At 44.0% G+C, this 24,554-nt stretch carries 23 protein-coding genes, 1 pseudogene and 1 riboswitch; of the genes and pseudogenes, 15 read left to right on the forward strand and 9 right to left on the reverse strand.

Annotation, left to right across the window (positions count from 1 at the left end):
• Positions 1-5: 5 nt before the first annotated feature.
• On the reverse strand, positions 6-896 hold the full coding sequence (locus MHB64_RS02120) for a TetR/AcrR family transcriptional regulator (RefSeq protein ID WP_341133615.1): 891 nt from the start codon (positions 894-896) through the stop codon (positions 6-8).
• Between the two features lie 192 nt (positions 897-1,088).
• Here MHB64_RS02120 and MHB64_RS02125 point away from each other — a divergent pair, with 192 nt between their 5' ends.
• Complete coding sequence (locus MHB64_RS02125; protein ID WP_094869679.1) at positions 1,089-2,612, forward strand: DHA2 family efflux MFS transporter permease subunit; 1,524 nt, start codon at positions 1,089-1,091, stop codon at positions 2,610-2,612.
• 68 nt (positions 2,613-2,680) lie between these two features.
• Here MHB64_RS02125 and MHB64_RS02130 read toward each other — a convergent pair whose 3' ends face one another.
• Positions 2,681-3,724: a YncE family protein gene (locus MHB64_RS02130; protein WP_341133616.1), complete on the reverse strand. Its 1,044-nt coding sequence runs from the start codon at positions 3,722-3,724 to the stop codon at positions 2,681-2,683.
• A gap of 185 nt (positions 3,725-3,909) precedes the next feature.
• Between MHB64_RS02130 and MHB64_RS02135 the strand changes: the two genes are divergently transcribed.
• From MHB64_RS02135 to MHB64_RS02165, 7 genes are all read left to right on the forward strand, one after another.
• Positions 3,910-4,791 (forward strand): nucleotidyltransferase domain-containing protein, encoded by an 882-nt coding sequence (locus MHB64_RS02135; protein WP_341133617.1) that lies wholly within the window; start codon positions 3,910-3,912, stop codon positions 4,789-4,791.
• 78 nt (positions 4,792-4,869) lie between these two features.
• Positions 4,870-5,619 carry a WecB/TagA/CpsF family glycosyltransferase gene (locus MHB64_RS02140; RefSeq protein ID WP_341133618.1) on the forward strand — a complete coding sequence of 250 codons (750 nt, stop codon included), beginning with the start codon at positions 4,870-4,872 and terminating at the stop codon, positions 5,617-5,619.
• 238 nt (positions 5,620-5,857) lie between these two features.
• Positions 5,858-6,535, forward strand: coding sequence for a helix-turn-helix transcriptional regulator (locus MHB64_RS02145; RefSeq protein WP_341133619.1), 678 nt, complete (start codon positions 5,858-5,860; stop codon positions 6,533-6,535).
• 36 nt (positions 6,536-6,571) lie between these two features.
• Positions 6,572-7,750 (forward strand): MalY/PatB family protein, encoded by a 1,179-nt coding sequence (locus MHB64_RS02150; RefSeq protein WP_341133620.1) that lies wholly within the window; start codon positions 6,572-6,574, stop codon positions 7,748-7,750.
• 78 nt (positions 7,751-7,828) lie between these two features.
• Positions 7,829-9,316, forward strand: coding sequence for a Na+/H+ antiporter NhaC (nhaC, locus tag MHB64_RS02155; protein WP_341133621.1), 1,488 nt, complete (start codon positions 7,829-7,831; stop codon positions 9,314-9,316).
• A gap of 14 nt (positions 9,317-9,330) precedes the next feature.
• A complete protein-coding gene (locus MHB64_RS02160) occupies positions 9,331-9,720 on the forward strand; it encodes a RidA family protein (RefSeq protein WP_373455877.1) in 390 nt (129 codons plus the stop codon).
• A gap of 216 nt (positions 9,721-9,936) precedes the next feature.
• Complete coding sequence (locus MHB64_RS02165) at positions 9,937-11,487, forward strand: flavocytochrome c (RefSeq protein WP_094869686.1); 1,551 nt, start codon at positions 9,937-9,939, stop codon at positions 11,485-11,487.
• 114 nt (positions 11,488-11,601) lie between these two features.
• On the opposite strand, the gene MHB64_RS02170 is transcribed toward MHB64_RS02165, so the two are convergent.
• The 6 genes from MHB64_RS02170 to MHB64_RS02195 all read right to left on the reverse strand — a co-directional run bounded on the left by MHB64_RS02170 (position 11,602) and on the right by MHB64_RS02195 (position 17,851).
• Entirely contained in the window at positions 11,602-12,444 is an 843-nt protein-coding gene (locus MHB64_RS02170; protein WP_341133622.1) for an ABC transporter ATP-binding protein, read from the reverse strand.
• Between the two features lie 16 nt (positions 12,445-12,460).
• On the reverse strand, positions 12,461-13,222 hold the full coding sequence (locus MHB64_RS02175; protein ID WP_076300092.1) for an ABC transporter permease: 762 nt from the start codon (positions 13,220-13,222) through the stop codon (positions 12,461-12,463).
• A complete protein-coding gene (locus MHB64_RS02180; protein ID WP_036682688.1) occupies positions 13,219-13,512 on the reverse strand; it encodes a thiamine-binding protein in 294 nt (97 codons plus the stop codon). Before MHB64_RS02180 ends, MHB64_RS02175 begins: the two co-directional genes overlap by 4 nt.
• 113 nt (positions 13,513-13,625) lie before the next feature.
• A complete protein-coding gene (locus MHB64_RS02185) occupies positions 13,626-14,675 on the reverse strand; it encodes an ABC transporter substrate-binding protein (RefSeq protein ID WP_341133623.1) in 1,050 nt (349 codons plus the stop codon).
• A gap of 161 nt (positions 14,676-14,836) precedes the next feature.
• A riboswitch (TPP riboswitch) is annotated at positions 14,837-14,947 on the reverse strand.
• Positions 14,948-15,101: 154 nt separating this feature from the next.
• Positions 15,102-16,556, reverse strand: a complete 1,455-nt coding sequence (locus MHB64_RS02190; RefSeq protein WP_341133624.1) for a hypothetical protein — start codon at positions 16,554-16,556, stop codon at positions 15,102-15,104.
• Between the two features lie 80 nt (positions 16,557-16,636).
• Positions 16,637-17,851 carry an MFS transporter gene (locus MHB64_RS02195; RefSeq protein WP_341133625.1) on the reverse strand — a complete coding sequence of 405 codons (1,215 nt, stop codon included), beginning with the start codon at positions 17,849-17,851 and terminating at the stop codon, positions 16,637-16,639.
• 161 nt (positions 17,852-18,012) lie between these two features.
• Here MHB64_RS02195 and MHB64_RS02200 point away from each other — a divergent pair, with 161 nt between their 5' ends.
• From MHB64_RS02200 to MHB64_RS02230, 7 genes and pseudogenes are all read left to right on the forward strand, one after another.
• Positions 18,013-18,432 carry a pyridoxamine 5'-phosphate oxidase family protein gene (locus tag MHB64_RS02200; protein ID WP_341133626.1) on the forward strand — a complete coding sequence of 140 codons (420 nt, stop codon included), beginning with the start codon at positions 18,013-18,015 and terminating at the stop codon, positions 18,430-18,432.
• A 149-nt stretch (positions 18,433-18,581) separates the two neighbouring features.
• Positions 18,582-19,256, forward strand: a complete 675-nt coding sequence (locus MHB64_RS02205) for a response regulator transcription factor (RefSeq protein WP_094877905.1) — start codon at positions 18,582-18,584, stop codon at positions 19,254-19,256.
• Entirely contained in the window at positions 19,253-20,677 is a 1,425-nt protein-coding gene (locus MHB64_RS02210) for a HAMP domain-containing sensor histidine kinase (protein WP_341133627.1), read from the forward strand. Before MHB64_RS02205 ends, MHB64_RS02210 begins: the two co-directional genes overlap by 4 nt.
• A gap of 70 nt (positions 20,678-20,747) precedes the next feature.
• Positions 20,748-21,659: an ABC transporter ATP-binding protein gene (locus tag MHB64_RS02215; RefSeq protein WP_094877907.1), complete on the forward strand. Its 912-nt coding sequence runs from the start codon at positions 20,748-20,750 to the stop codon at positions 21,657-21,659.
• Positions 21,656-22,372 (forward strand): ABC transporter permease, encoded by a 717-nt coding sequence (locus MHB64_RS02220; protein ID WP_094869694.1) that lies wholly within the window; start codon positions 21,656-21,658, stop codon positions 22,370-22,372. The genes MHB64_RS02215 and MHB64_RS02220 overlap by 4 nt, the downstream gene beginning before the upstream one ends.
• 2 nt (positions 22,373-22,374) lie before the next feature.
• A pseudogene (locus MHB64_RS02225) lies at positions 22,375-23,108 on the forward strand (ABC transporter permease).
• A gap of 109 nt (positions 23,109-23,217) precedes the next feature.
• Positions 23,218-23,583, forward strand: coding sequence for an ArsR/SmtB family transcription factor (locus tag MHB64_RS02230; protein ID WP_094869696.1), 366 nt, complete (start codon positions 23,218-23,220; stop codon positions 23,581-23,583).
• Positions 23,584-23,690: 107 nt separating this feature from the next.
• Here MHB64_RS02230 and MHB64_RS02235 read toward each other — a convergent pair whose 3' ends face one another.
• Positions 23,691-24,452, reverse strand: a complete 762-nt coding sequence (locus MHB64_RS02235) for a CPBP family intramembrane glutamic endopeptidase (protein WP_280787168.1) — start codon at positions 24,450-24,452, stop codon at positions 23,691-23,693.
• Positions 24,453-24,554 lie beyond the last annotated feature (102 nt).

A 24,554-nucleotide genomic window follows, 5' to 3' on the forward strand; every position in this document is an offset into this window, starting at 1 on the left:
TAGCTTTACAGCATTTTGGATAATACATCCTGATAATGCTTGAACTCTTTGGCTTCATTTAGATTAGGGCATGTTCTTAAGGATAGCAGAGCGCTTTCGATTAAGAACGCTCTCGGTTCCTTATTATTCATGATTTCTTCTTGGATAAAGTACAACAGCTTTAGATAATTAGTGCGGTTCGTATCACCTGGCGCGAAGGATCTCTCTATTATTTTCTTCAGGCTGATTGTCGCAAAGGATAGATCATTATTGAAAAAATCACTGTATTCCGCTGCGGGCAATAACTTGTCCACATGTTCTGGTGAGATGAGTTGAATTCCCATGTCACTTACTTCTTCAACAACCTTTTGGATAAGAGTAGTGCAATAATCAATGATTTGTTTAGAGGTGATGACTTCATTCATAGCACTGTTGATTTGCAGCATATTCTGCAGAATCCCGTTAAAAATAATGGCTCCATCCAGTATATAAGGTTTTTTATCCGCAGGAAAAATATGAAGAAAACGTTCATATACCCAAGTTAGCAGGTTGAACTTCGTTTTTTTGATAAATGTAATTAAGTCTGGATCATTGGAGACTAAAGCATCTTCAACGAGCTGTAATAATCTATTTTTTTTATTGATTTTCATGACCAGCTGAACCTGCTCGGCAAATATCTTAATGTCAGAGGGGTCTTGACCAATGAGCATTGAATTTCGCCCTTCTTCAAGCTGAATATGAATAGATGTGAATACAGCCTTGAAAAGATCCCCTTTGGAAGGGAAATAGTTATAAAAAGACCCTTTGGAGATCCGGCTATGATTCAAAATATCCTGAATGGAAGTGGCGTGGTACCCTTTTTCAATAAATAATTCATGTGCTTTATGAATCACTTGCTCTTTTCGTTTATTAATCATCTGAGATGCCCCTTTAAGCTGGACTCTTTGTTCCAATATAGACTAGCTTATATTTCCTCTTATTACAATTTCAATTTTAAATGAATTTTGTCTTGCCAAGCAGTAAATAAGGGAGTAATATATTCTACACTGGTTTGTAACTAGAGTTCAAATTTGAACCAATAGTATGATTATAGAATGGAGGATTCCAAAATGAAAGCAAAAGAAAATAAAGCGTCCTACGGGATATTGGCAATCCTTATGATTGGTGCATTTGTTGCTTTACTGAGTAATACCTTACTCAATATAGCTTTACCATCGATTATGAAGGATTTTGATGTCAGTGCCTCAACAGTGCAATGGCTATCTACAGGTTATATGCTCGTGAACGGGATCATGATTCCCTCGACAGCATTTTTGATTCAAAAGTATACCGCGAGACGGTTGTTCCTAATCGCCATTGGATTATTTGCGATAGGAACCTTTATCGGAGGGTTCGCACCTAGTTTCCCTGTGTTATTGATCGCCAGAATGGTTCAGGCTTCCGGGGCTGCAATCATGATGCCATTATTAATGAACGTATTGTTCACTACCTTTCCGCCTGAGAAACGTGGTTCAGCTATGGGGATGTTCGGGTTGGTTATGATTTTTGCACCAGCGATCGGACCTACATTATCTGGATGGATTATTCAGCACTATGAATGGCCTGTTCTATTCTTTATGATTGCCCCAATCGCTGTATTGGTGTTCATTCTGGCCTTCTTTAAATTACATGATCCTAAAAAAGATGTGGCGATTAAGATCGATTTCCTATCTGTGCTTTTATCCGCAATTGGTTTCGGGGGTCTTCTATATGGCTTCAGTTCCGCTGGGAATAAAGGATGGGATGATCCAATGGTCTACTCCGCTCTTATTATCGGGGCGATTGGATTAGTAATATTCATTATGCGCCAATTGAAGATGAAGGAGCCTATGCTGAACTTCAGAGTGTACAAATATCCGATGTTTGCGTTATCCTCAGCGATTTCGATTACGCTAAATATGGCAATGTTCTCGGCGATGATGCTGATGCCGATCTACCTGCAAAATATTAGAGGCATTTCACCACTGGATTCAGGACTTCTAATGTTGCCTGGTGCGTTAATTATGGGTGTTATGTCACCAATCACAGGTAAATTGTTCGATAAATTCGGAGGTAAAGTATTAGCACTAGTCGGTCTAGCAATCGTAGTGATTAGTACGTATTTCTTTAGTGATTTGACTGAAACGACTAAATATTCTACACTCATGATTCTATATTCTGTAAGAATGTTCGGGATCTCTATGGTGATGATGCCAGTGATGACTAATGGACTGAATTCTATTCCAGCCAAATATACGCCGCATGGTACAGCGATGAACAGTACGATTCAGCAAGTATCAGGAGCGATTGGTGGGGCACTGCTCGTAACTATTATGTCTAACAGTACCACTTCACATGTGAAGGATATGGTCGCTGATGCTGTAAGTAAATTAACGACTAAACCTTCGGCAGACCAATTGCTTGGTATACAAAATCAAGTTATTGCGAAAGCTACTATTGAAGGAATTAACGATGCATTTTTAGTCTCTGTAGGCGTAGCGATTATTGCATTTATTCTAGCCTTCTTTATTAAAAGAGGCATTCAGCCTAAGGAAACAGCAGAAGAGAAAGTGACTGCGAAGCCAGTAGCTGCCAAGCAGGTTACAACGCATTAATCTATATTCAAAAAGGCGCTCACCTTATAGGTGATGCGCCTTTTTTTGCAAATATAAGAAAGTGTAGATTATTTATAATGATGGGTTAATCTTGGACCATCCTGAATGACTGTGATGGAATTATCGTTCGCGACATATAACCTATTTGTTAGTGGATTCAGGACAATATTTACGCCTGTTACGGAGGGGAATACCGCAATTCTTTTAAACGTGCTGGCGTTATAAACAGACATTCTGTTCTTATTGAAATTACTGACAAATAAGTGATTTGTAATCGGGTTGATGAATGTGCTGGAGGAGGAGGATAACACTCTAGTTGTGATCACCTTATTGGTATTTCCATTAAGCACAAAAAGCTTCCCTTGTTTAACCTGTTGAGCGCTAGACACGTAAACACGGTTCGTAAGCGGATTAAGGATGACCTCACTTTGTAACCTTCCAAGCTGTACATTCTTGAGGAGCTTGTTGGTTCGGCCATTGATCACGGAAAGAAAGCGGCTTAAATTATTCGCTACATAAATACGGTTGGTAATCGGATTTAATGCTGGTATGGTAATGGGGTTCTTGCCAACCTTTATAGTTGCTATCACGGTTTGTGTACTGCCGTTGATGACAGATACGGAATTGTTTATCGTATTCGTTACATAAATGCGATTGGTACGTTTATTGATGACGATAGCGGAAGGACGGCCGCCGATGTGGATAGTGGTTCGAATACAGTTCGATCTGCCATCGATCACAGTTACGATGCCAGAGGCACTCGACACATAAATCAGGTTCGTACGAACATTAACGTTAACACTATCAGGGTTTCTGCCTACTTGGAGGGTCTTGATTACACGGTTTGTCCGTCCGCTAATTACAGATACCGTCCCATCGCGGAAGTTGGTGACGTACACACGGTTTGTTCTTGGATTGATGGCTAGCTTGAGCGGAAATCTGCCTACTTGTATGGTTGCAATGATCCGATTGGTCAGGGTGCTTAATACACCAACAGTTCCGGCTGTAGTGTTAGGATTTACGAAGTATACCCGATTGGTGATGGGATTTACCTCAATATCTCCGACAGGTACGGATGTAGGAACTGTGGTTATGATGGTGGGTAACGCCATGATATAACCCCCTCTTCAAATGACTAGATGATTCATTATATTTGGGCAAGGGCAAAAGGGTACTATATATCGTTGCAAGATGTATCTCCAGAGTATAGAATGATATTCCCAAATCCACATTTCAGATTAAATGTAAGCGCTATATTTTTAAGGGAATTGAGATCGATTGGAGGCTGATGGATACGATGATGAAATCAGTATTGTCGGATATTTTACTAACACCTGATAAGTTGCTACTTCATCGCGAATTACTAGAGGAGATTGGAAAGTTCATTACGCAAGAGATCCTAAATCATCCGTTATTGCAAGAAGATCGTCAGAGGGTAAGCATTATCCTAGATGGATCGACCGCACTCGGGGTGGTAGATGGGCAGTCGGATGTAGATATAATCATTATTTGTGAGGATGAGTCTTACAACAGTATTAATCATCGGTTCGAGGAAGCAGGGCTGATTCCGGAGTACAGTAGTTTTTTTATGGATTTAAGGCTTCCAAGTGGGAAGACAGGGCATTATACACTCCATAAAATATCTGATATCAAAGAAGCTTTAATGAGCGGGGATATGAAATGGCTGTGGAATGCATCAGTATCCTATATTTGCTACGATCTGCTGGATCTGAAGTCACTTTTTCATTCCTATGTTCCACTCCAGCCTGAAGTGCTAATGAAATTTCGTAAGAATTCATATATACAGCTAAGAAGCTATGCCAGAAGTCTAGATCATCCTGTAGTTCGTGGCGACGCCTTTCCCATCTTGTTCTTAGCGGTTTCCCTTTATAAAGAGGCTTTACGCTGTGCAATCACTATTGAAGGTTATCCGTATCCTTATGACAAATGGCTTGTTCCCGTAGCGCAGCAAACGGTCGTAGGTCGAAAGATTTTGGAGTGTGCAGGCGATTTTTGGAGTTATCTTAGGGAGGATGAATCCTTTGCTCCCATGTACCAGGAGGACAATAATTTTGTCAAAATGGAAAAACAATTTCGAAAGATACTTTTGGAGGAATTCCGCCTGCGGGGGATCGATGAACCTTGGTTAATAGAGTGGTGGAAATTTTCGGATGAATAAACGGAGTAATGAGGGTGACTATGCTTATGGATTACGGTAAGGTATACTGGAATGAACTTTTCAGTAAGAGGTGATTAAATGGCTGGGACAGTCTCTATATTAGGCGTTCCTTTTTCAAAATTAACACTACACGAGACAACACTTCATCTAACAAAACATATTCAAGCCGGAGAACCAAAGCTATTTCATTTGATTACGGCGAACCCGGAAATTACGATAACAAGTCAATCGGACGAGCTGCTTCGAACCATACTCCATGAGGCAGATCTGATTACTCCTGATGGGATTGGCATTGTGCTGGCATCGAAAAGAAAAGGTGACCCTATAACTGAACGAGTTACGGGGTATGAACTACTTCTTGAACTGCTCGCACAAGGGAATAAGCTGGGCTGGAGCTTTTATTTCTTAGGCACGGATGAGCATACCAGCTGTAAAGCGGTCGAAAAGATTACAGAGCTATATCCGAATGTTAAAATTGCCGGAAGACATAATGGTTTTATTACTAAAGAAGAGGAACCGGCCATTGTGGCAGAGATTCAGCACGCACAGCCAGATTTCCTGATTGTCGCGATGGGGGCTCCATACTCTGACAAGTGGGTTTATAAGCATAAACAGGCGCTTTCTCAGGTTAAGGTTGTTTTTGGTGTCGGGGGAAGCTTGGATGTTATAGCGGGAAAAGTGACTCCAGCCCCTGCGATATGGAAAAAACTCAATTTGGAGTGGTTGCATCGGCTGTTATTCGCCCCTGTAGCCAAAGGACAAAAGTCGCGCTGGCGCAGGCAAGCAGTTCTTCCTAAATTCGTGTATCGAGCAATGATAAGGAAATGAGGTATAGCAGTAAATAGATAGTCTTTCACGATTTCTGCAATTTGTAGAAGTAGTGAAGGACTTTTTTTGTGGTCGCTTACAGGAAATATGCCCTAAGTATTTAAGAGAAAATATTGGCTGGAACAATTCCAATATATTACTGATTGCTTTTTTAAGAATGTTGTAATAAAATCTTATCAAGATAATAAATTATTATCAAAATAAATTAGACGCAAAACGAAAGGAGTGAAATGCTCACATGATAGAAGATCGCAGCTGTCTAGAGTCCTATTTTCCAATCGCTTCTTTTATTGCTTCAATTATAGGTTCGAAATGTGAGGTTGTTATTCATGATATAAGCAATCCAGAGCGTTCAATTATATTTATTGAGAACGGATACATTAGTGGGCGTAAAGTAGGCGATAGTTCAACCGATCTAGTGCTTAAGCTGTTGAAGGATGAGTCCTACCGTGAGCAACCGTTTATTGCTAACTATAAAGCGCGTGGTTCGCAAGGTCAGGTATTTCGCTCCGCTACTTATTATATTAAAAACAGCAGCAGCGAATTGGTCGGTATGATGTGTATTAACATTGATGTCACACATATGGAGGTTGCAGCTGAGTGGATACAAAACATTTTGCAAGGAGGATCAACACTTCCACCAGTACCGTTAATACCACAACAAGAGGTTGTAGAGAAGCAGACGGAAGAGTATTTACAAGGAAACGTTGATGATCTGCTCCAGCACATGATTGATTCGGTGCTCGGTAAAATTAATGTCCCGGCTGAGCGATTGTCCTCGCAGGAGAAGATTGAACTTGTGAAAGTACTTAACGAGCAGGGTGTGTTTCTACTTAAAGGTGGAGTTTCTCAAGTCGCTAAGTCCTTGATGATATCTGAGCCAACCGTTTATCGTTATTTGCAAAAAATTAAGTGAGAATAAACAATACTCTCAAGAGAGGAAGTGGGCTAGATGACAATAGATTTTGATAAGGTTGTTAGCCGATATGGGACCAATTGCGCGAAATGGGATGGTATGGCGCAAGTGTTGGGCAGAGAAATGATAGCGCTTTCCGTTGCGGATATGGATCTTCAAGCCCCTCCACAGGTGATAGAGCGAGTAACGGAGATGGCGAAGCATGGCATATATGGATATACCGATCCTTTTCCACCTTATTATGAGGCAGTTCAGGGATGGATTAAAAAAGCTTACGATTGGGAGGTTCCGCAAGAATGGATCGTGTTTTGCCCTCGTATTGTGCAAGCGGTTTCTCTGATCATTCAGAACTTCACTCAACCCGGTGATCAAGTGTTAATCCATACGCCAGCCTATCAGCCGGTTGCTAAATCGGTAGAACTAAATAACCGCGTATTAGTGGAAAGTCCACTTCGTGAAGTGAACGGGCGTTATGAGATCGATTTTGCTGATATGGAGTTGCGGATGCAAGCAGGGGTTAAAATTGTACTGCTCATCTCACCGCATAATCCGGTTGGACGGGTATGGACACGAGCTGAACTAGAACGAATCGTTAGCTTGTGTACAAAGTATGATGCTTATATTGTATCGGATGATATTCATGCCGATTTTATCCATGAAGGTCATGAGCATACGATAATCGGGAAGATATCGACCGAGGCTGAGCAGCGATCCTTTATCTGTACTTCCCCAGGGAAGACCTTCAATCTTGCAAGCCTTGAAATTGCTAACATCGTGATTCCGAATGACCAGTTGCGGGAGAAATTCAGACGTTGTTTACAGCAAGCGGGCTGTCATAACCCCACCTTTTTTGCAGTACCTGCATTAGAAGTGGCTTATACGGAATGCGATGAATGGCTGGAAGAATTACGAGGGTATATCACAGCCAATATCGCTTGGGTGAAAGCATATATAGCTGAATCTATGCCTGAACTTCGCGTGATCGAGTCAGAAGGAACCTATCTGTTATGGGTGGATTGTAGGGCAATCAGTACCAACGAAGCAGAGCTAAAGCAGTGGATCGAGTCGGATGCGAAGGTTAGCGTGAGCTTTGGGACAGGTTTTGGAGCATCAGGAGAAGGCTTTATCCGCTTAAATATTGCAACGCCACTGCCTTTGTTGCAAGAAGCATTTCATCGGCTGTACCAAGCCTATCCATTAAAAAATTTGAAATAATAAAAAATACTTTATCAATGACCTTGAAATACCTCATTAGTAGCCTTTCTCAGATCCGTATCAAGGGGGAAAATAACCATGTCCAAATCAGAATCACCAAGAGTCAAGAAACAGCCGACGATGTTCTTAGCACTATTACCGATTATTACAATGATTGTGTTACTTAGTTTAGGGTACGTGTTGTTTGAATTACCACCTGAACCACTTATCATTACCTCTGCGGTTGTTGCTGGTATTATCGCGATTATTCTTGGTTATAGCTATAACGACATACTAGAATCTATCGCTGGCAAGATCGCGAAAACGATGCCTGCCATTCTTATTCTGATCATGGTTGGTTTTATGATTGGGGCATGGATGGTTGGTGGAACGATCCCCATGATGATTTATTATGGATTGAATATCATTAATCCACAATTTCTGCTTATCACCGCATTTATTGCGACAGCTGCCGTTTCACTTTGTACGGGCACGTCTTGGGGGTCAGCGGGAACGATCGGGGTCGCCTTTATGGGTGTTGGCGCGGGTATGGATGCGAACCTAGCAGCCGTAGCTGGTGCTGTTGTTGCAGGTGCTTATTTTGGTGATAAATTGTCACCGCTTTCAGATACAACGAATATTGCTGCGTTAGCAACAGGTGTCAATCTTTATGAGCATATTGGACATTTACTATATACCACACTTCCTTCGTTTATCGTTGCAAGCGTTGTCTTTATTATCACAGGCCTAAACACAGATGCTGCCGGTGCTATTGTTCCAGAAAAGGTTGGAACGATCATGGGAACATTAGATACCATTTACGACTTTAATCTGCTGCTATTAGTACCTGTACTAATCATCTTGTATGGTTCTATTACGAAGAAGCCGACCATCCCAGTCATGCTGATCTCTTCCATGTTCGCTATGGCCAACGCACTTGTATTTCAGGGATTTACGTTGAATGAGGTCGTATCTTCTGTTGTTAATGGATTTAATATTTCTATGGTTCACGTAGCTGGATTTGATTCTGCTAACATTATTGAAGATGTACCCCGTCTCCTAAATCGTGGCGGAATGAACTCCATGATGGGTACACTTCTCATTTGCTTCTGTGCAATCACGTTTGCTGGAACCATATCTCTGACGAAATCCTTGGAATTGATTGTTAATAAGCTTTTGAAGTTCGTCCATTCCACAGGTTCAATGATCGTAGCAACCATTGTTACAGGTCTTACGATGATCGGGGTTACAAGTAATGGTCAGGTATCCATCTTAATGCCAGGTGAAATGCTGCGTGAAGCATATATCCGTCGGGGCTTGCATCCGAAGAATTTGGGACGTACGATCGAGGATTCAGCGGCGATTACCGAGCCTATTCTGCCTTGGACAGCTGCAGGTGCTTATATGGCGGGAACGCTGGGTGTTGCAACGTTAGACTATTTACCTTGGGCTGTTCTCTGTTGGACAGGAATAATCTTTGCGACGATATGGGGCTTCACGGGATTTGGTATCGCGAAGTTAACGCCAGAGCAACAGGCAGAAATGCTAAAGGAATATGACGGTAAAACTAATGAACAAGTTGGATAAAGGAGTCTTTTAAAATGAAAAATATGCATAAAGAAACTGTAATAACAACGGATGCACCAGGTGCAATTGGACCTTATTCTCAAGCTGTAAAGCTTGGGAACGTCCTATATACTTCAGGACAACTCGGACTAGACCCGGTTAGTGGGACTTTTCCTGCTACGGTTGAGGAACAGACGGAACAGTCGTTGCTGAATGTCAAAGCCATACTGGAAGCGGCGCGTACAAGCATGGACCAGGTAATAAAGACGACCGTTTTCCTAAAGGATATGAATGATTTTCTTAAGGTAAATGAGATTTATGGAAGGTTTTTTGCTCAGCCATATCCTGCTCGCAGCGCAGTTGAAGTAGCACGTCTGCCTAAGGATGGGCTCGTAGAAATTGAAGTTATTGCTTATATACCATAAGTGACTAGAAAATAAGGCAGATGGCCGCCCTGAAAAGGGTGGCTTTTTTTGAGTAGTAAGTTGCGGATATAGAAAGCAAGAATTTTTATGAAAATTTAAATGAAAATATTCATGAAAATGTAACAGTAAGTATAACTAATTACTAAAAAACCTTCACAAAACAGCATCCTTGCGTTATCATAAATGTGAAAACATTCACAAATGGGCGTTATAAAGATGAAGAAGACAACAAGTACTGCTCTCATTCTCATTCTCTCTGTCATGCTCGTAATCGCAGGCTGCGGTAACAGTAATAGCAACAGCGCAGGTAATAGTAATGGCAATGAGAACAAAAGTAAGGTAAATGAGACGGCCAAAAATGATAAAGCTGAAGCCGTATCAGGTGCATCAGAAGCTAGTTACACACCACTGGATCAATTAAAAGATAATTATGATATCGTTATTGTCGGTGCTGGTGGTGCGGGAATGTCTGCTGCACTGGAAGCTAAGGCTAAGGGCTTGAATCCGGTTATTTTAGAAAAAATGCCGGTTGCAGGTGGGAATACAAGTAAATCCTCCTCAGGGATGAACGCTTCCCAAACGAAATTTCAAAAAGAGCAAAGCATTGAAGATAGCAATGATAAGTTTTATGAAGAGACGCTAAAAGGCGGTCATGACACGAATGATAAAGAGATGCTTCGTTTCTTCGTTGACAATTCCGCAAGTGCGATCGATTGGTTGGATTCGATCGGAATCAAGCTGAACAATATTACAATCACAGGCGGCATGAGCGAAAAACGCACCCACCGTCCAGAAGATGGATCTGCGGTAGGCCAATACCTTGTCAAAGGATTGGTTAGAAACGTACAAGAAAAAGAAATTCCACTGTTTGTGAACGCTGATGTTAAAGAAATTACTCAAAAAGACGGTAAGGCCAACGGCGTCAAAGTACTCTTTAATCAAGCTGATGAAAAAACCATTACAGCGAAGGCAGTTGTTGTAACAACAGGTGGTTTTGGATCCAACATGGATATGATATCAAAAGTTAGACCTGATCTGGAAGGATACGTTACGACTAACCAAATCGGTAGTACAGGCGACGGCATCAAGATGATCGAGGCACTTGGCGGAACTACTGTCGATATGGATCAAATTCAAGTTCACCCAACAGTTCAACAAGATAAATCTTATCTGATCGGGGAAGCCGTTCGCGGTGAAGGATCTATCCTCGTGAACAGCGAAGGCACACGGTTTGTAAACGAATTGACTACACGTGATAAAGTTACCGAAGCGATCAATGCACTTCCTGAAAAAGCGGCAACGCTTGTCTTTGATTCCGGCGTTAAATCACGCGTAAAAGCAATTGAACAATATGACAAAATGGGCTTCGTAATCCAAGCGGATACCATCGAAGCATTGGCGAAAGAAATCGGTGTTCCAGCCGATAAGCTAAAAGCGACACTTGATACTTGGAACAGCGCAGTAAAGAACAAGAACGATGCTGAATTCGGCAGAACAACCGGGATGGACAATGATTTGTCCGTTGGTCCTTACTACGCTATTAAGATCGCCCCAGGGATTCACTACACCATGGGCGGCGTGAAGATCAATACGAATACAGAGGTATTAAATAAAGACGGCGCTGCTATTCCTGGCCTGTATGCGGCTGGTGAAGTTACAGGTGGATTGCACGGTCAAAACCGGATCGGCGGTAACTCTGTAGCAGAAATCATTATTTTCGGCCGTCAAGCAGGGATTAAATCTGCTGAGTTTGTACAAGCACAATAAGATTTAACTGCTATTCTGATTAAAACAAAAGAACCGCTTGGGCTAATTGAAGCCCGGGCGGTTCTTTGTTTAATCTCTTGTTTAAAGTGAGTAGAGTGACCTCTATTCAAAAAGCTACTTCCCGCTCTTAGCCTGTTCTTCGCGCATCCACTGTGACAGCTGGCGTTTGAGCTTAAGGAATTCCGGGGAATCCGTAATCTCATCGCGGCGTGGCCGTGGAAATGGCACGTCAACAGTATGTAGGATGGAGCCGGGGCGGCCCGAGAATACATAAATACGATTCGAGAGCAGCAACGCTTCTTCGATGTTGTGGGTGATGAACAGCACAGAGCGGCGATTCTCCTCCCACAGTTCGAGCAGCCAACGCTGCATTTCACTGCGAGTTAGGGCATCCAATGCGCTGAAAGGCTCATCGAGCAGCATCAACTCCTGCGGAGCTAGCAATGCTCTGAGAAAAGCCGCACGCTGCTGCATCCCCCCAGACAGCATATGCGGGTAAGCCTGTTCAAACCCGCTCAAGCCAACCTTTTCGAGCCACTGGCGCGCTTCTTCACGAGCTCCATCCTGCAGAGCACCTTTGATTTCCCCGGCGAGCAGCACATTATCCTCAATCGTACGCCAAGGGAAAAGCGCGGGCTGCTGCGGCATATAACTGATTTCACCACGTTGACCTGTAACGACCTTGCCGTTCATGCGGATCGTTCCTGCATCAGGCTTCACTAGTCCGCCGATCATATGGAATAAGGTGCTTTTTCCGCAGCCGGAAGGACCGACGATCGAAACGAACTCTTGCTGCTCTACCTTAAGAGAGACGTTGTTCAGCACGTTCGTCTCGCGGCGGCGATGGGTGAAGGACTTGGAGATGCCGCTTACTTCTAGAGCAGGTGGTGCAGTATGAGCTTCAGGAGAGCTTATGATTTCAGTTGTTCTTTGCCCTATTTGCGTCGCTTGAGACATACAGGCATCTTCCTTTCTATGAGTTACGGCGCGGTTTCCAGCGAACTAACCATTTTTCGAGCAAGGCGATAATCGCAAAAAGTACAAGACTAAGGAGCACAATAATAACAATAGCGACAAACATCCGATCCGTACGGTAAGCCGATTTTTGCAGGAGCATATAGTAGCCAATCCCTTTATCCGCGCCAATCCATTCAGCGACCACGGCTCCCATAACCGCATAGGTAGCTGATATTTTCACACCGGAAAATAGTGCCGGTATAGAAGACGGAAGCTCCAGCTTGGTGAAGATTTGCCACTTGCTTGCGCCCGCCATTTTCATATAATTCATCATGACCTGATCACTTTGAGACAAGCCGCCCATTGCAGCGACAGCTACCGGGAAGAAGCATACCAGTGTAATCAGTACGATTTTGGGCAAAAGACCAAAGCCAAACCAGATGATAAGCAGTGGTCCGAGTGCGATAGAGGGAACATTTTGACTCAGAATAATCAGTGGATAAAAAGCGCGTCTAGCCCAAGGCAAAAGATGCAAAAGTAGAGCGACGATCAAGCCTACACCTGTACCAATAGGAAAACCGATTAATGTGAGTCGGAGCGTAGCCATCGTATGAGCCCAGAGACCTGAGGCATTACTGGTGGATTCGCGGGCAATATCAGCAGGACTCGGCAGAATCCAGGATTCGATATGGAATAGAGAAACAGATAACTGCCATACGGTTAAAAAGAAGACGACCGCCACAAGGGGCGGCCATATTAGCTTCCAGGTCGATCTCACGGCCGATATTTCTCCGTCAATTTATCCATGCTGATTCCGTTAGGGTTATGAGCAATTTTGATCTGTGAGATCACGCTTGGACTACCAGCTTCGATCAGCGCCTCCTGCATTTGACGAACAACCTCAAGCAGCTCGCTAAGTTCACCTTCCATCGTGGTTTCCAGCGGGTTCACCTGATGTTTAACGCCGGATTTTTGAATAACTTCAATTGCTTTATCGACGTATGGGATGGAATCCTCATTGTTTGGAGTCTTAGGAATTACTTGAATGCTGAGCAATGTGTTAGCCACAATAATCAATCCTCTCAATTTGTATAGGTAAGTTCAAAAAGCCAACTTTGATAACGAAGTAATTCAGGAAGCGGATTCGACATCGAATCTTGAACGAACTTGGGAAGTCCGGTCTACTCCGCCGGTAAAAAATCATTCGTGAATGCACTAGCTGCATCCAGCGGTTTGTCCAGCAGCTTCAAATCATACATCCAGTCGCCGTAATTCTGCCAGACCTCGGTTTTTTGCTCTCCCCAGCGGGGGGCGTCGTCTTTATATTTCGGGCTAAGCCATTTTTGGCTGGCTAGGACAAGCTCGGCATCAAGGTCAGGCACAGCTTTGGATAATGTAGCGGCAGCCTCTTCTGGGTGATCAATCGCATATTGATAACCCTTCGATGTGGCTTTCAGGAAAGCCTTCACCAAATCTGGATTCTCAGAAATCTGCTTCTCGCTCGTGGTCAGCACAGGGGTGTAATAATCGAGCTGAGGCGCATAATCCTTCAAGTACAGCATATCCAGAGGCTCTCCACGCAGTTCGGCTTCAATACCGGTCCAAGCGTAGAAGATCCAAGCGAAATCAATGTCACGTTTGACTGCGGTAAAATAGTCAGCTTCACCAATACTGATTAGCTTCACCTTTTTCACATCGCCACCAACAGGGTCCATGATCGCCTTCATGGCTGCTTCCTCGGCGGGAGAGCCCCAGCCTCCGTAAGTTTTACCCTCAAAATCTTTTGGCGATTTAATATTGCGATCCACTGGAGCGGCGAATCCCGACGTATTATGTTGAATAATGGCTGCAATCGAGACAAGGGGGACGCCTTGTAGACGAGCTAGAGTCAATCCTTCCTGAGCGCTGATCCCAAAAGCAGCTTCCCCAGAAGTAACCATGGTATCGGAGCCTGCTGCGCCAGGTTGAACGATTTCTACATCCAGACCTTCTTCCGCGTAATAACCAAGATCCTTGGCTACGTAAAGACCGGTATGATTCGTATTCGGTGTCCAGTCCAGTGCAACCTTAACTTTGGTAAGCTCTTTTGAAGCATTTGATCCGGTCTCTGCATTCGATTCCGCAGCAGTCCCTTTGTTTCCGGCTGTATTCCCGTTGTTGCTGCCGCATCCGGCAATCGCAAGAATGAGCATACAGATGAGGCTAAGCATGAGTGCTTTTTTGACATGCATGTCTTCTTCTCTCCTTTAAGGTTGCCAGATCCCGTCATCCAACATGAACCATAAAGTGTAGTATGTACATTTCTTCTACATCTTTTGTGATCTACACAAAAAAAAGCGCCCCGAGTGATCGGGACGCTGGCTTGGCGCAAGGTTAGTAAAGGTCACAGGGACCAAAACCAATTGGCAATTCCTACGCTGGCATTATCCAGATCAGGTATAAGGGTCAGTATCTTGTGGGATACAATCTCAGCCGGCCAATTCCAGCACCCCTGGTTCTATGAAGTTAACGGGTATTTCCACTTGAAATATAAGAAAGTTTAGGTTTTGCACCTATACTTTATAGCTTATATTTCTTGCATACGCTGTATTATAGACGGCTGTTCTCGGAATGTCTAGTAGCATGATCCTAAATTTTTCAAATCTCTTAGTCCGTTTTCATTCATCCAGATCTTTATGTTTCTTGCGATGACGCCGCTTAAGCTCAGTAACCAGAGCACCTAGTGTAAGGACAACACTGATCATTATCCCGCTCATAATCACGAAGAGAGCAAGAAACTCAAAGGGGGAATAGCTAACCATTTTACTCCACTGAATCTTTCCATCCAGATCGTCAATGACTTGATTCATGCCATAAATCCCACTTACCACCGTAAATACAGTGAGGATCATCAGCAGATTATCCCGGCGCTTCGACTGGAATTTATCTTGATACTGAAACAGGTCAGTCAAGGTTTCTTTTACTTCCTCGAATAGAGCATCGTTCCCGTATACTTTACGCAGCTGAAGAAAAATCTCCCGTCCTTGCGACTGTGAGATTAGCTCTAAGAAATAAAACTTTGCCGAGAATTTATTAATCGAGTAGATTAAATTATCGATCTCATCATAATCGTGGTTTATGCGTAGTCGGGAATGCATATTTGCCAGCTTTAGCAGAACGATTTTGTGGAAAATATTGAGTAGAAATCCGTAATAGTATTGCCCGTACATCTGGTCGGCCAGGCTAATGGCGATCTTTGGTTCAGCTCGGGTAAGGCAGCAAAAGGTCTGCTCATTCATCATATAATACGTGTCTGGGCCCCATCGATTATAGGAATGCTCATGACAATAATTCGCAATATACGCTGGATCGCTGGCACTGGCATAGGGCTTGCCGTTCAGATCAATTCCATCAAGCTGAGAGGCGCGATAGCGGATATTTACACTAATCTCATCAGAATCTCCTTCATTCTGAAAGCCATAAAAGGCTTGCACCTGCATTCTTTCATCTACGAAAAAGGGAAGGGTCTCGAAATAAGCCCCATTGATATCCGAGTGATCCAGAAAAGGCTCCAGTCCATCCACCAGATTTCGGAAGACAAAATCCTCTACCATCTCATAGGTCTGTTCCCCGCAATGGATATAGGTGTAATCATCCTGTACGAAGGTATTCTCAAGCGTCCGGAAGCGGTCCGCGAATTCCAGTGCAATACTAAAGGGAATCGAATCCCCCTCAAGCTGGACACGCATGGTCACAAATCCAAGCTGAAAAGGACATATGAATATATCCGTCGAGAGAATTTTAAAAAATATAGACTGCTGAGGAATCTCTAGGATACAGTCCAGATCATTGACTCTGGAAAAGCGGCGGAAAGAGTCCACATCCTTCTTGCGTGGAAAAAGAATGTGTGCAGCAAACGGTAAATAGGTACGCTCCAGCCGTTCATGGGAAACACAGTAGCCTTCTCCGTAATAAGCATTTTCTAGCTCTTTATTATCCAGAAAAAAACGTGTGAAGCCTTCATCCTGCAATTGTTGGATGAGCTTCTTAGAATCACCCTTTTTTATTGAAAAGGGAAAAATAAACTGCATAAGCGCAGTATGTAATAAAGGTTCAGTTGAAAGCTTATCCATTCATCGTCCATCCTTGTGCTCAGAATATGCTTATAGATGACATTACCCTAAAAAGATTAGGTTGATACCATTCTAACATTCTAAATACTGGAACTCTTTCTTTGTACTGCTTGCCTGGATTGGAATCTCCATGCGGCAATGCTCAGCAAGAACAGGAAGGCGGCAAAGCCGGCAAGTACCCCAGCAGTTTGTGCTACTTTTAAATGGTCCATAGACCAGCCCATAAATAGGGGCAGCAGAGCTCCACCGACACCTCCAGCAGCGATCATTATGCTGGGTGTTGATTCTTCGGCTCCTGGCAGCATCTTGCTGGAGAAGACTAAAGCTATGGAGAAAATACCGGACATAAATAGCCCAAGTAGCATAATTACGATGAATGCAGCTAATCGATTTTCTGTGAACGGAAAAAGAGCCAATAGTAACAAGGTCAGTAAACAGCTACTTAAAATGTATACACGGTAAGAAATTTTCTCTGCAATCACTCCAGCAAACAATCTTCCCGTAGACATAGCTAGCCAAAAGAAAGTAACTGTCAGCGCCGCCGCAGATTCTGTCATTCCTAGCTTGGCGATAAAGATGGCGGGCATAAAGTTGACCAGACTCATCTCCGTACCTACATAGAGAAAGAAGAAAAGAATGAAGATACCCAGCAGAATCCATTGTTTCCCTTTATACGGAAGCTGTGTGCTGGACTGCGAGGAATGCGGGGATGCTGAGACTTTGCGAGGTGCTCGCTCGTCTAGTATACGTTGCAGATTCCCGAAATGGCCTCTTCCCCAGAGAATGAGGGAAAGTAATGAGAAGCAAGCGACAATTAGAAATGTCAATCTCCATGCTCCGGTAGCAATGAGCGGACTGGCGATAAGAGGCATTAGGAGTGCCCCTACCCCAAAAAGGACTTCAAGTCGGCTCATCGCGATCGCGGTTCCTTCTGTCACAGCTCCGATAATGATGGTGCCGATGACGGCTTCGATCATACCGAAACCAAAGCCAGCCGCAACAGCAATGACATACATCCATCCCCAAGGTGGCAGAAAAGCATATGCAATTTCAGCAGTCAGGAGAAGAGCGGTGGCGATAATGATGCCTCCTCGTTTGCCAAAACGGCGATTGAGTAGGGGAGAGACAAGCACACCAGCCAGAAAACCAGCGAATTGACTAAAGATTAATTGCCCGCCGGCACTGTAATTTTGGTCATAATGCTGTAACAGAACGGGAAGAATAGATCCCAGTACGACATGAGCAAGTCCAATGACAAAGTAGGAAAGACAGCCGATCCAAATCAGTTTTTTCACGAAGTAAGCCCCTTATATTGAATGTAGTTTATGGAGTAAGGTCGGATTCAATGTGAACCTGAAGGGTACATTATAATAAGCACCATTGTTATGATAAATCCAAACGGTGAGCTTGGATATATAAACTTTTGTTTACATGCTTGAAGGGAGAGATTTACGTAATGGATAACAAACAACTGGAGCAACTCATTATTAAAGCATTGGATGCCAACAAGTTCGGTTCCTTTGGTACGATCGAAGAAGGAAATAAGCCGAAAGTACGTTATATGGCTATTTTCCATGAGGGTTTGAAGATTTATTTAGCTACGAATCGCAAAACTCATAAGGTAGAGGAATTATCGAATAATCCGAACGCCTTTTTGCTGCTTGGATATGAGGCAGGCGGAAGCAAAGATGTGCTGGAGATTGAAGCCACCGCTGCCGTTTCTAAGGATGAAGGGCTGCGCACAAAGGTATGGAACAAAGAGCTGGAGCCATGGTTTACAGGACCCGATGATCCTAATTATGTGATTCTTGAACTTACTCCAACGCGTATTGAGTATGTTGGCAGTAATAAAGAGCACGGCGTGTGGACTCCCTAAACCAATTTAAAATCGTTTCCGAGAGCCTTCCTATCCCCCACGGGTTTAGGAGGGCTTTTTTTAAAAGATAAGTCCCTGAGTGTCCTGTTAAAACATGTTATAATGACTTCAACTTTTTACGTAATTTCTCAGGGGAGGACTTAAAATACATGACCGTTACTCTGTTATATATTGAAGATGATCATGAAATCGGCAGCGTCGTGTCTGCGGATTTAAGTGAGCGTGGTTATAGTGTGCGTTGGCTGCGGAGCGGGGAGGGAGCGACGGAGGAAGCTTCGCCTTGTCAATTGGCCATTCTGGATGTAATGCTTCCGGGCCTGGATGGCTTTACTGTCGGACAACGATTGAAGCGGGCGTACCCTAAGCTTCCGATCTTGATGCTCTCCGCACGAACTTCCATTGATGATAAACTGCAGGGGCTTGAATTCGCGGATGATTATTTGACGAAGCCTTTTCATCCGGATGAATTAGCAGCCAGAATTGAAGTGCTGCTCAGGCGGAATGGGGCATCTGTTCAGGATTCACTCACGCTTAAGCACCTAATCGTATATGAAGGAGATAACCGAGTAATAAATGCTCAGACTCAGGAAGAAGTCATGCTTACGGGTAAGCAATTTCAGATTTTTTCTTATTTGCTGCGTCATCTCGGCCAGATTATGACGAAAGAGCAGATTTATGAAGCCGTCTGGGGAGAAGCCTATCTCGAAGGGGATAAAACTTTGATGGTACATATACGATATTTGCGCGAAAAGTTAGAACTTGATCCGGGCAATCCGGAAATTATAGAAACTGTCCGGGGGATTGGATATCGGGTAAGAGCATGAGGGGGTTAGGGCGCATTCGTAAGCAGCGCAACTCCTCTTTGCTGTCGGGATATTTGCTTATTATCGTTTCTGCACTGCTTTTTATCCCTGTGGTTCTGCCGTTATCTTTTGTTCTCTACAATATGGTTAATGAAGTGACTAAAGGGGCTCCGCCTGTAGATACCTCTTTGTATTCGAGTGTTGCAGCGCTGGAGACCATGTGGCATAAAGAGGCGCTTCAATTGGAAGATGCTTCTTCGGAAAGCATAAATGAGCGGTTAGATAAACTGAGCCGGAAATACACTGAGGCTACTATGTTTTGGGTAGATGGGCAGGGAATGACCCGATTGATTCTCACACCTGATAAAGGCAATCCGGATCATGGCAGCGGAGTTCCGGAGCAGTGGACTGCGGCTGAGGCTATTTATTTTATGAAAGAAAGTACAAAGCGTGATCCTTTAGCCATCGTCGCCTTCATGGGAGACCGAGTGGATGCGGGTAAAGGGTTTATGGTAATGCAAATTCCAAACAAGCTGCTCAACAAAGGCGCTTATGGGGGAGTCGGGGCTTGGGCTTTGTATTACTTTGTGCTCTTTGTACTTTTTGGAGGGTTCGCACTGGTTTCTTTGCTGTTCTTTAGAAAAATACGCAAACGGCTACTACAGCTGCAAACCGCGATGACAATTACGGGACCGGATAGAATGCCTAAGTCTATTATGACGGGCAAGCTGGATGAGATAGGCAGACTGGAGGAAGCTTTTAATACGATGGTGGCGAAGCTTGACGAAAGCCGAAAGAGGGAAATCGAAGAGGAAGAGCTGCGTAAGCGTCTAGTATCCAACTTATCTCATGATTTACGTACACCGCTAACCGTTATCCGCAGCCACATCCATGTAATGACTAAGGAGAGCTTAACCCCAAAAGGACAACAGTCCCTAGAGCTAATGGATAAGCGTATAGCAGATCTTAGCGTCTTGATTGAGAATCTTTTATCCTACAATCTTCTCAACAGCGGACGGATCACTTTGAAGCGGGAGCGTAAAGATGTCTTGCGCTTGTTGCGGGAAAGTGCTGCTGCTTGGTACCCCGTATGGGAAAAAGAGACCTTCGAGATCGATATTGACCTGGAGGCTGAACCGCTGTTCTGGATGGTGGATGAGGTCTGGTTCCGCCGTATTCTTGATAATCTATTTCAGAATATTGTACGTCATGCCAGCAGTGGTCTTTATGTAGGGATTTCTACGGAGTCCCGTAATGGGAAACGTGTTATTTTGATTACGGATCACGGCAGAGGTATCCAGAGTCCATCCGATTACAAAGGGGCAGGATTAGGGCTGTCCATCGTGGATCTGTTAATGAAGCATATGGAGTTAGAGTGGGATATGGAGAGTACAGGAGATGGTACCTCTATTGTAATCTTCAATCCACGCGATGAAATTTAAACAAAACTTAAACTTCGTGCCGCCTTGTTCTTAACCTTGGGACGTTATGCTAATTACCGAGGTGAGGAAGATGAAAGAAACAGTGATTGAAACGAAGGATTTATTAAAAAAATACCGTGGCCGGGCTGCGGTAGAAAATTTAAATTTGAATATCCGCAAGGGAGAAATCTATGGTTTTCTAGGCCCAAACGGGGCTGGAAAAACAACGACGATTCGTATGCTGCTTGGACTGATCACTCCGACATCAGGAGGGATTGAGGTGTTCGGCCAGGATCTTCGCAAGCATAAGCTGCAAATTTTGCGGAAGGTAGGGTCGCTTGTCGAATCTCCATCCTATTACGGGCACTTAAGCGCTGTGGATAATCTTGAAGCCATCCGCCGTATTCTTGGTGCTCCGAAGTCACGGATTGCTGAGGTGCTTGATATTGTTTCCTTAACAGGGGAAGAGAAACGTCCAGTGAAAGGGTTCTCTCTCGGGATGAAGCAGAGACTAGGTATTGCTGCTGCCTTGCTCGGGGAACCGGAGCTGCTTATTCTGGATGAGCCGACGAACGGACTTGACCCGTCAGGGATTCAGGAGATTCGCGGACTGATTAAACGATTGCCACAGGAGCAAGGGATTACTGTCGTAGTATCCAGTCACTTGCTTAGTGAAATTGAGCAAATGGCGGATACCGTAGGGATCATTCGTCAAGGGCAAATGGTATACCAAGATAGTATAACGAATCTGCAGCGGCAAGCCGGGGGAGAAATGCGGTTAGCAGTCTCGGATCCGGAGGCCGCACTGCGCCTTGCTGAAGAACGGGGATACACAGGGATACTTCAAGACCAAAAGCTAGTCTTCTCCCGGATGATCGATGCAAGAGTTGCCTTGCTAGTCAAAGCCTTGGTAGAGAACGGGCATGCTATTTATCGTGTAGAGGAGCGGAGACAATCACTTGAGGACTTCTTCCTGCAGGTTGTAGGAGGAGAGGAATCATGATGTGGCGGGCACTGTCGGCGGATTGGCTCAAAATCCGTGGCAAGGGACTCTGGTTTCTAGTGTTTCTTGGACCGCTTGGACTTGTAGCCATGCAAGGCCTAAACTTCGGCCTTCGTTATGACTATCTTCGTGAGCAGTATGGCGCGGATCTATGGGGTGGGCTTCTGAACAATGTGGCTGCCTTTGTGCCCATTGCTCTTTTTCTCGGAGGGACCTTAGTATGCTCGTTGATTGCAAATGTAGAACATCAGATGAGCTCGTGGAAGCAGCTCTTGGCGCTACCTATCTCACGTACTTCAGTATTTATGGCTAAGCTGGTATTATGTTTGGCGCTAGTGGCGGTTTCTTGTTTGCTGCTCTCGGTGGGTACAGTTGGTTTAGGGCTTGTTTTAGGCTTCAAGGTCGAACTGATACCATATTTGGATGTATTACGAATTGGCTTTATGTCCTTTATTGCAGCGTTGCCGGTTATCGCTTTGCAGCTGTGGCTTTCTCTGGCTAACCGTAATCAGACATTGCCAGTTGCTCTTGGAATAACCTTATCTCTGGTGTCTATCTTCTCCATGTTACTTTCGGAGTGGGTCCCTTTAACATGGCCATATATGGCTTGGGAATCTTCGCATCGTCTCTTATTTAGCGGTGCAGGGTTGCTGCTGGGGCTGCTGATTCTTTTGCCGGGTGCACTGCACTTCGCACGAAAGGATGTGGATTAACGATGAATACATTTTGGAGAGTGTTGTCGGCAGAACGATTAAAAATGTCTAAATCATATGTCTGGATTTTAGTTATAGGCAGCCCGATTTTAGCATTACTTCCCGGGGCATTGGCAGATAATCAAGGGGAGAAGATGAGTTGGGAACTGCTGTTAAATGTGATGTCCATGATGCATGCCTTGCTGTTTCTACCTGTGCTCTCGGGTATTTTTGCAGCGCTGATCTGTCGTTATGAGCATCATGACGGGGGCTGGAAGATGCTGCTGTCTCTGCCTGTGACTCGGTTGTCAGTGTACCTCTCAAAATATGTGATGATTATCGGATTGCTGGCTGCGGTTCAACTAACGTTTCTGGTGATGGTACTAGGGATGGGCTTATTCCGAGATGTTCCAGGATCAATTCCCTGGTCGCTGCTACTAAGCTCGGTATTTGGCGGCTTTATTGCCTGTCTGCCACTCGCTGCACTGCAGCTGGCAACTCTCAAGGCTGGAGCAGTTTTGGCGCACCGCTGGCGCTTAATGTGAGTCTGACCATTCCTAATATGCTGATCGCCAATTCTTCAACCTATGGCCCCTATTATCCTTGGGTACAGCCGATGTTGGCTATGATGCCGTATGGTGATGACACGTTTGGTGCTTTTAATTTACCGTTCGAAACGCTGATGATAGTAGTGGGCGGTAGTTTTATTGTGTTTTTTGCGGCAGGACTACTCTCCTTTTATCGTAAAGCGGTCTGATTTACAGCGATTCTTATAAACGCCTTCTCGATGGACATCCAGAGCTGGTTTTCATATAATTGAGGAACACAATCAGCAAAGCTGACTAGCTGGTGGAGGAGGCGATAGCATGGAGCCAACGGCATTAGAAGATTGCGATAACACATGCAAGGGTTCGGAGCTTGAACCGGAATCCATTGCATTGATTTTGCCTGACCGAGAAATAACGGATAAAATGGCAGAGATGTTCAAAGCGTTGGGTGATCCCACACGAGTGAGGCTCATTTACGCTTTGTCCCAGCAAGAATTATGTGTACACGATTTGTCCGTGATCCTTGATATGGGACAATCTGCGATATCCCATCAGCTCCGTTATTTACGGAATTTACGAATTGTGAAGCGTCGTAAAGAAGGAAAGACGGTATTCTATTCGCTCAACGATGCGCATGTAGAGCAGATTTTTCTGCAGACCCATGAGCATGTCCGTCACGAATAGCTGGGTATTAAGTATTTTTTTACATCAAAAAAGGGAATCTCAAAAGCCTGTAATGGCTGACGGGATTCCCTTTTCTTATAGATATCGTGAAGCAAGGGTTTAGTTTGTTAACTAGATTGATTTAGGTTGCTCGATACGGTTGGTTTCCTAAAGGATAGAGCCAGCCAGAGACAATGCACAGCGAGTACGAGAAGAATGAATAGATCGATCCCCATATATTCGCTTGTATTATCGTTACCAACAAACTGAATCAGATTATGTACAAAATGAAACAATATCAGCGGTAGAATATTATTATTTTTCAGCATCAACAAAGAAAGCACAAAACCGATCAGAACAGAATATACGAGCTGTAGGAGGATTTGCGTCATGTCTGTACCGGATAAAGCATTAAGTAAGTGGGTAATAGAGAAGAGTATGCTTGAAGTAATCACAGCCGTTTTAGCGCCCTTAGTGAGTAAAGTCTTGAAAATCAATCCGCGGTAAATACTTTCTTCTACAAAGGCTACAAGCAGGGTGAAGAAGATAAAGAACAACACCTCAGACGTACTGATCTCACGAAAACCTTTAAAGGATATGGTGATCAGGACGACAGCTAGAGGTGCATAATAGATCCACCTCCCAGAGGAAATGGTATTCAGAGGACGGAAGCCAAGATCACTCCATTTGTTCTTAACCGTGAAGTAGATGATCAGTACAAGTGCGATTGGAATAAAGGAGATCAATACAGGGGCGGTATACGAAAGCTCTTTGATTGTAGCGTAAGTTCCGGCGGCAGATACCGCTAAAAGTAACAGCACCTCAATAATAACAACGGTCCAAACAGGGTGTTTCTGTGAAAAAGAAGACGTCTTGGCTAGCTTTGACATGGTATATATTCATCCTTCCTTCTGTGTAATTTAGTTGCCAATCCATCTCGGATGCAATCATACATGATTTACCATATTTTCACGAAAAGGTCAATTTATTTA

This window comes from Paenibacillus sp. FSL K6-2859 (genome assembly GCF_038008265.1).
In the GTDB taxonomy this organism is placed as follows: Bacteria; Bacillota; Bacilli; order Paenibacillales; family Paenibacillaceae; genus Paenibacillus_AQ; species Paenibacillus_AQ nitricinens.